Source organism: Streptomyces sp. NPDC056061 (genome assembly GCF_042266885.1).
GTDB lineage: Bacteria > Actinomycetota > Actinomycetes > Streptomycetales > Streptomycetaceae > Streptomyces.
Genome location: NZ_JBHJWQ010000007.1, coordinates 245,163 through 251,474, shown reverse-complemented (window position 1 = coordinate 251,474; position 6,312 = coordinate 245,163). Strand labels below are relative to the sequence as shown.

The following is a 6,312-nucleotide window of genomic DNA, read 5'->3' as shown; positions in this document are numbered from 1 at the left end:
GTTGTCGCCGGGACCTCTGCGTGGGGGGCGGGGGCGCGCCGCGGGGCGGGGTCGTGCCCCCGGGTCTGGTTGACCCGGGGGGGGGCGCCTACGCCGGCGCCCCCGCCCCTGTTCACATATGTCCGGGCAGTTGTGGGGCCCCATCGATCCGCCGAAGGGCGCGAAGAGGGGGCGGGCGAGGGGAAGCCGCCGTTTCCCGTACCCGTGACGGCCGGATGACGGCGACGGCGGCCCGGCGCCGGTACTGCTCGGGCCGTTGCCGTCACGCTGCCGCTGCCGCTGTCGCTGCCGAGGGCTCGGGCGGTGCGGGTCGACCGGACCCGCCCGCCGCCCCGGTGCCGCGACCGCCACGGCACTCCGCCGCGGCACCGGAAGAGGTTCCAGCCCGTCATCCCCGCCCGCGGGACGGCCGGCGCAGCCGACCCGCCCGACGAATCCGGCCCCACCGGGCCGCCCATACACCGGTCGACGCCGACCAGCGATCCGACATCGTCCAGATCACCCGAACGGCCGAGCGCGGTGCCAGGGCCGCGCGGATCCGGGCACCCCGACCGGCTGATGCCCGCAAGCCCGCCCGTACCGTTTCGACGTCCTCGGCGAGCCCGGAACCCGGGCGGGGCTCCGGAGCGTAGAGCACCTGCTCCACCGCCCCCGCCAAGCAGTGCACCGCCTCGGCCGCATCGGGGCCGAGCCGTCCGTGCCGCACCACTCGCTCGGCCGTCCCGCGCGGCGTCAGCGAGTCGTCCGGTTCGATCCCGTGATCCCAGGCGGTGTCGGTGACCTCCTGCCAGGCCGCCAACGTCCTCGCCGCCACGTCCGCCGACGTGCGCCCGGCCGCGACGCGCAGACGCCGACTGCGCTGCCGCAGCCGCCAGAACGCGGGCAGCAGCGGCAGTGCGAGGACCACCAGGGCGATCACGACGAGCCCCAGGACGGCACCCGCGGACGTCTTGGAATCCGTCGGGGCCGACACCGCCGGGGCCGCCGAGGCACCGCACTCGCCCTGCTTGCGCATCTGGACCGGGCAGTCGTCCGCGGCGGAGGGCGCGGCGCTCGGCACGGTCGGGGGCACCTGCTCGGGCACGGTGACCTCGGAGGTACCGTCCTGGGGGGTGTCCGGCCGGGCGTAGGACGGCACGGAGCCGCGTGTCGGCGTCGGCTCGAAGCGCGTCCACCCGACGCCCTCGAAGTACAGCTCCGGCCACGCGTGTGCGTCCCGCAGCCCCACCGACACCGAACCGTCCGGCTGCCCGGTCCCCGGGGTGAAGCCGACCGCGACCCGTGCCGGGATGCCCAGCGTCCGGGCCATCGCGGCCATCGTGAACGAGAAGTGGACGCAGAAGCCCTGCCTGTCCTGGAGGAACCGGCCGATCGCCGCGCTCCCGGTGCCCGAGTTGACCGAGGTGTTGTAGGTGAAACCGCCGTCGACGGCGAAGAAGTCCTGGAGCTTCACCGCCTGCTCGTAGGCGTTCCCGGCTCCCTCCGTCACCTGCGCCGCCGTTTCGGCGACCACCTTCGGCAGGGAGTGCGGAACCCGGGTGTACTCGCGCAGCAGCGAGGGCGGCGGGGTTCCCGCCGCCGCGAGCTGACCGGCGGTCGGCTGGAGCACCAGGCTGGCGACCCGGTACTGCGCGCCCCGGGTCGTCTCCCCGTCGTCGCCGACGAGGGTGCGCCCGGTCGGCTCGTACCGCCAGGACCCGTCGACCTCCACCTCGGTCGCGGGGTACGGGAGCGGCAGGTAGGTCTGCCGGTAGGAGTCGGACGCGGAGATGTTCGTCCTGACCTCGGTGGCCAGGACGTCCGGACCGAGGCCTTCCGGGACCGGGAGTCGTTTCGGCACGTCCTGGAGGCGACGGGTGGCGGGCCGCCACTCGTTTCCGTCGAACTGGTCCAGGGCGAGGATCCGCAGGTAGAAGCCCTGCGTATCGCGGGAGTCGGTGCGATAGGACAGCACCTGCCGGTTCTCCGGCTGGTTCAGGTTGTCCTGGAGCGACACCAGGGGGTTCACCGCGGAGATGGTGCCGCCGTTCCCCCTGCCACCGCCACTGCCCGTACCCGCCAGCAGACCGCCGCCGAGCGCCGGCAGCGCCGCCGGTACGGCCAGCGAGATGCCCAGCACCAGCGCGCCGATCCGCCGCCCGGAGCGCCCCGGTGCCGTCGGACGGCCGCCGGAGAGCACCGCGCCGCCCCGCTGTCCGCCCGTGGCACCGCTGAAGACCCGCCCCCACCGGGAGAGCCGGTCCCGGCCCTCCGCCAGCAGGAGCAGCAGATAGCCACCGGCCGCGAGCAGGAACCAGAGCCAGTCCGCTCCGCCCTCGGACAGCCCCGCCGCGACCGAGAACAACGCGAGGAGCGGCAGACCGGCCGGTGCCGCGCTGCGGAAGGTCACGGCGAGCGTGTCCACGATCAGGCCGACCAGCAGCACACCACCGATCAGTATCAGCCGGATGCCGTCCGTCGCGGGTGCCGGAGTGGCGTACCTCCCGACGTCCTCGGCCCCCGACACCAGCAGGTGCGCGAGCCGCTGCACCGCCTCCGGGCCCGGCAGGATCCCGGCCACCGCCTGGTGCCTGGCGAAGACCAGGGTCAGCAGGAGCAGCATGACCAGCGCCTGCGCGGCGACGACCAGCGCCCGGGGCACGGGTGCGCGGCGGACCAGCGCCGTCGCCCCGCTCTGCACCGTCAGCAGAATCGCGGCCGACAGGATCCACACCGCCGGCTCGACCAGCGGCAGCATCGAGCACGCCGCCAGCAGTGTCGCGGCGCAGGCGCACAGTGTCAGCCGACCACGACCGCTCATGACCGTCCCCCGGAGAACCCCGTCGTCCCGCCGACCGCGGCGGGCCCGTCCACCGCCGCGCCCCGTCCCGCCTGCCGCCAGTAGGGGGCGAGGCCGGATCCGGGTTCCACCGCCACCGCCGTCCACCCCGATGCGCGCAGCAGCCGCAGGCGTCGCTCGAACGCCTCCCGCGCACCCGCGGGCGGCACATCGTCCGGCGGCCCCCAGGCCGTGCCGTCCAGCACGAACGCGACGGCGCCCCTGCCGCGCCGCCGCATCCGGGCGGCCAACGCCGCCTGTTCCTCGTCCAGATCGCCGAAGAACGCGATCAGCAGCCCGTCGTCGCCGCGCAGCACGTCGTACGCCCGCGACAGACCGTCCCCGTCGGAGTGGTCGATCACCGCCAGGGCGTCCATCATCAGGCCCGAGGAGTCGGCGGACTCCTGCGTCGATCCGGCGAAGCCGCCCGCGGCCTCACCCGGAACGGCGTTCCCGTCGTCCGTCAGCAGCCGGACCGCGAAGCCCCGCTCCAGCATGTGCACCAGGGCGGACGCCGCTCCCGACACCGCCCACTCGAACGCGGAGTCCGGGCCGGCCCCCTGGTAGGCGGCCCGGCGGGTGTCCAGCAGCACCGTGCATCGGGGCCGCTGCGGCTGTTCCTCGCGGCGCACCATCAGCTCGCCGTGGCGTGCGGTCGAGCGCCAGTGGACCCGTCGCAGGTCGTCGCCGTGCCGGTAGCCGCGCGGAATCACGTCGTCGTCCCCGGCCAGCGCGGTCGATCGCTGCTGCCCCTCGCCGTACCCCGGGGCCTCGCCCGACAGCCGCACCGGTGACAGCGGCTCGGTCCGCGGAACGACCACGAGCGTGTCGTACGCGCCGAAGGAGCGGATCAGCTCGCACATGCCGAACGGATCGCTCAGCCGCAGCTGCAACGGACCCAGCGGATAACGCCCGCGCAGATCCGAGCGCACCCGGTAGGACACCTCGCGACGGCCGCCCGCCTCCACCCGGTCCAGTACGAACCGCGGTCTCGGCCCGAGCACGTACGGCACCTTGTCCTGGAGCATCAGCAGCCCGGTCGGCGGCCGCGACACGTTCTCGACCCGCAGATGCACGCGTGCCTCCGTCCCCGCCGGAACCCGGGACGGCGAGAGCCACCGCGTGCCCGCGACCCGGTGGCGCGCACGGACCAGCGCCACCGCGCAGACCAGCGGCAGCGCGGCGAGCAGCAGCCCGACCCGGAGCAGATCCGCCTGGCCCAGCACGTACGCGCAGACGCCTGCGGCGATGCCGGCCGCGAGGAAGGAACGCCCGCGCGTGGTCAGCCCGCTCAGCGCGGCCCGCAGGCCGCCCCCGTCGCCGTCGTCCGTCGGGGTACGTTCCCCGGAGGCCATCACACCCGCCGCATGCCGGACCGCTGCCGGTCGTACGCCGCCGCGGCCGGTCGGCTCCGGGGCATCCGGGTGCCGCCGTCGGCCGCGGGAACCGGGGTCTGCCGGAGGATCTCCAGCACGACCTGCTCGGCGGTGCGACGGTTCAGCTGGGCCTGCGCCGTCGGCAACAGCCGGTGCGCGAGCACCGCGACCGCGAGGGCCTGCACGTCGTCCGGCAGGCAGTAGTCCCGGCCGCTCAGCGCCGCCGACGCCCGGGCCGCGCGCAACAGGTGCAGGGTCGCCCGCGGTGAGGCGCCGAGCCTGAGGTCGGGATGGCTGCGGGTGGCCCCGACGAGCTCCACCGCGTACCGGCGCACGGGCTCGGCCACGTGGACCGTGCGCACCGTGTCGATCAGTTTCACGATCTCGTGGGCGTGCGCGACCGGCTCCAGATCGTCGAGCGGCGAGATCCCGCCGTGCACGTCGAGCATCTGCAGTTCGGCCTCCGCGCTCGGGTAGCCGATCGACACCCGCGCCATGAACCGGTCGCGCTGGGCCTCGGGCAGCGGATAGGTGCCCTCCATCTCCACCGGGTTCTGCGTGGCCACCACCATGAACGGGTCGGGCAGCTCGTAGGTGTGCCCGTCGACGGTGACCTGGCGCTCCTCCATCGACTCCAGCAGCGCCGACTGCGTCTTCGGCGAGGCGCGGTTGATCTCGTCGCCGATCACGATCTGGGCGAAGATCGCGCCCGGCTTGAACTCGAAGTCGCGCCGCTGCTGGTCGAAGATCGAGACACCGGTGATGTCGGAGGGCAGCAGGTCCGGCGTGAACTGGATGCGCCGCACCGAGCAGTCGACGGACCGTGCCAGCGCCTTGGCCAGCATCGTCTTGCCGACCCCCGGGACGTCCTCGATGAGGAGGTGCCCCTCCGCCAGCAGCACGGTCAGCGAAAGCCGCACGACCTCGGGCTTGCCCTCGATCACGCTCTCCACCGACCTGCGCACCCGCTCCGCCGTCGTGGTCAGATCTGTGAGGCTCGCTCGGTCGTCATAGGTCGTCACCCGGCCCTCCTCGGCCCTGTCCCGCGCTCACCAGGAGCAAGGGGATCACCGCATTCACGGGCCGATGCGCGCAGCGACCCGGCCCACCCCGAAACGTGGGCAACTCGCCGGACACGTCCGGCGGGAGGCCACACGCGCATTCTTGTTGCCGTTACCGCTTCGTGTCACTCGCCTGTGGACAAGTGGGGGCGGTATGTCGGGTTCGGCAGGTTATCGGACTTCGGGAGGGCGTTGGGGCGATCAGGCGGCGGGCAGGATCTCGCGCAGCAGCCCCGTGGTCACGTCGAAGACGAAACCGCGGACGTCGTCCGTGTGCAGCAGGAACGGGGAGGTGCGCACGCGCTGCATCGACTGCCGCACGTCCTGGGCGGCGTCCTTGTACGCCTCGACGGCCCAGACCGGACGCTGGCCGACCTCCACCTCCAGCTCCTGGCGGAATTCCTCGGTGATCGATTCCAGGCCGCAGTTCGTGTGGTGGATCAGTATGACGCTGCGGGTGCCGAGAGCCCGCTGGCTGATCGTCAGCGAACGGATGACGTCGTCGGTGACCACGCCGCCCGCGTTGCGGATGGTGTGACAGTCACCCAGCGACAGTCCGAGCGCGTCGTGCAGGTCGAGCCGGGCGTCCATGCAGGCCACCACGGCGACGCGCAGCACCGGCTTGGCGTCCATGCCGGGGTCCTCGAAACCGGCGGCGTAACGGACGTTCGCTGCGACGAGGCGGTCGGTGACCGTGGCTCCGGTGCCGGCCTGGTCGGCGGCGGGGGTCACGGGCCCGGCGGGAGAGTGCGCGGAAGTCGACATGGCTATGACGGTATCTCCCGGGGTCCGCCGCGTCGTGTTGTGGAAGGGAACAAAGAACGTCAATGACGCTTGTTGTGAGGTAACCCACAAGTCTTGTCGCGGTTCGCTCGACCGGGTGAGCCCGGGGCGAGGCGACGCGCTGTCCGGCTGATTGATCGGGAATCGATCGAGTGGCAGGGTGGACTAAAGTGACGGGAAGTTACGACACCCTGCACATTCCGTAGATTTCCCCCGTGCGCCGGGTACGTACGGTCCGGCCCTCTCCCGCTCGCCGGTCGGCCGACGCCCCTTC

General features: G+C 73.2%; 4 protein-coding genes. All 4 read right to left on the bottom strand.

Annotated features, from left to right (window positions below):
* Positions 1-388 precede the first annotated feature (388 nt).
* Positions 389-2,800: a DUF3488 and DUF4129 domain-containing transglutaminase family protein gene (locus ACFC79_RS14125; RefSeq protein WP_376239436.1), complete on the bottom strand. Its 2,412-nt coding sequence runs from the start codon at positions 2,798-2,800 to the stop codon at positions 389-391.
* Complete coding sequence (locus ACFC79_RS14120) at positions 2,797-4,173, bottom strand: DUF58 domain-containing protein (RefSeq protein ID WP_376239433.1); 1,377 nt, start codon at positions 4,171-4,173, stop codon at positions 2,797-2,799. The genes ACFC79_RS14125 and ACFC79_RS14120 overlap by 4 nt, the downstream gene beginning before the upstream one ends.
* On the bottom strand, positions 4,173-5,216 hold the full coding sequence (locus ACFC79_RS14115; protein WP_376239431.1) for an AAA family ATPase: 1,044 nt from the start codon (positions 5,214-5,216) through the stop codon (positions 4,173-4,175). The genes ACFC79_RS14120 and ACFC79_RS14115 overlap by 1 nt, the downstream gene beginning before the upstream one ends.
* Before the next feature lie 240 nt (positions 5,217-5,456).
* Positions 5,457-6,020 carry a beta-class carbonic anhydrase gene (locus ACFC79_RS14110; RefSeq protein ID WP_376239429.1) on the bottom strand — a complete coding sequence of 188 codons (564 nt, stop codon included), beginning with the start codon at positions 6,018-6,020 and terminating at the stop codon, positions 5,457-5,459.
* Positions 6,021-6,312 lie beyond the last annotated feature (292 nt).